General features: G+C 61.7%; 1 protein-coding gene. It reads left to right on the top strand.

The annotated features are described in order from the left end of the window. Positions 1-58 precede the first annotated feature (58 nt). On the top strand, positions 59-1,219 hold the full coding sequence (locus KAK03_RS24700; RefSeq protein ID WP_210857345.1) for an IS30 family transposase: 1,161 nt from the start codon (positions 59-61) through the stop codon (positions 1,217-1,219). The last annotated feature ends 7 nt before the right edge of the window (positions 1,220-1,226 follow it).

Below are 1,226 nucleotides of genomic sequence, written 5' to 3'. Positions count from 1 at the left end.
GGCGGATTCAACCGATCGATGCAACACACTATGACCGCCTGGCGGAAGGAGTGTTGCGATGAAGCAGCGACCTCGGATCTACTACACGGATGCCCAGAAGGCCCAGATGTGGGCACGCTGGAAAGAAGGCTGGTCGCTGCAGCAGATCGCCCAGCTGTTTGACCGGGCACATTCGTCGGTGCAGCGCATTCTTGCTGAGTCAGGCGGGATCGCGCCGCGTCAGCGGCACCGCTCACGGTTGGCTTTGTCGCTGGGCGAGCGCGAGGAGATCTCGCGGGCCATGGCCGTAGGTCATTCCATTCGATCGATCGCAGTTCGAATCGGCAGGGCGCCGTCGACGGTCAGCCGTGAAGTCAACCGCAACGGCGGGCGGATTGGCTACCGCGCAACCCAGGCGGACGAGGCGGCCCTGGAGCGAGCGCATCGCCCCAAGCGCTGCAAACTGACCGAGAACGCTGCGTTGGCGAACATCGTGTCCGACAAACTGCGCAAGCTGTGGTCGCCAGAGCAGATCGCAGGATGGCTCAAGCATACTTATCCGGACGATCAGAGCCTACATGTGTCACACGAGACCATCTACCGCAGTCTCTACATTCAGGCACGCGGCGCCTTGAAGAAGGAACTGCTGGAGCACTTGCGGCGCACCCGTGCCATGCGCCGATCACGCCACCACACGCAGAAGACTGAAGGCCACGGTCAAATCGTCGGCGCCGTCCCCATCAGCGAGCGGCCCCCCGGAGTCGAGGATCGCGCAGTGCCTGGCCATTGGGAAGGTGACTTGCTGTTCGGCAGTCGAGGCAGCCAGATAGCTACGTTGGTCGAACGCCAGACGCGGTACGTGATGCTGGTGAAGGTGGCCGGCAAGGATACCGAGACCGTTGTCAATGCGCTGATCCACCACGCCCGCGCGCTGCCCCAAGAACTCTACAAGTCGTTGACCTGGGATCGCGGCAAGGAACTGGCCGATCACAAGCGCTTCACGCTGGCCACTGACATCCAAGTCTACTTCTGCGATCCGCGCAGTCCATGGCAGCGCGGCAGCAATGAGAACACAAACGGGCTTCTGCGACAGTACATGCCCAAGGGCATCGACATCTCGGGCTACTCACAAGACGTGCTCAACTCGTTGGCCCGAAAATTGAACGAGCGGCCGAGGAAGACCCTCGGCTTCAGGACGCCGGCTGAGATGTTCAGCCAGACCGTTGCATTGACCAGTTGAATCCGCC

The organism is Ideonella alba, from assembly GCF_018069845.1.
In the GTDB taxonomy this organism is placed as follows: Bacteria; Pseudomonadota; Gammaproteobacteria; order Burkholderiales; family Burkholderiaceae_C; genus Ideonella; species Ideonella alba.
The sequence above is the reverse complement of the archived record's forward strand: the minus strand, read 5'-3'. Positions and strand labels throughout refer to the sequence as shown.

Coding starts and splice junctions, on each gene's coding strand:
- KAK03_RS24700 (WP_210857345.1), top strand. CDS start 59: ATGAAGCAGCGACCTCGGATCTACTACACGGATGCCCAGAAGGCCCAG.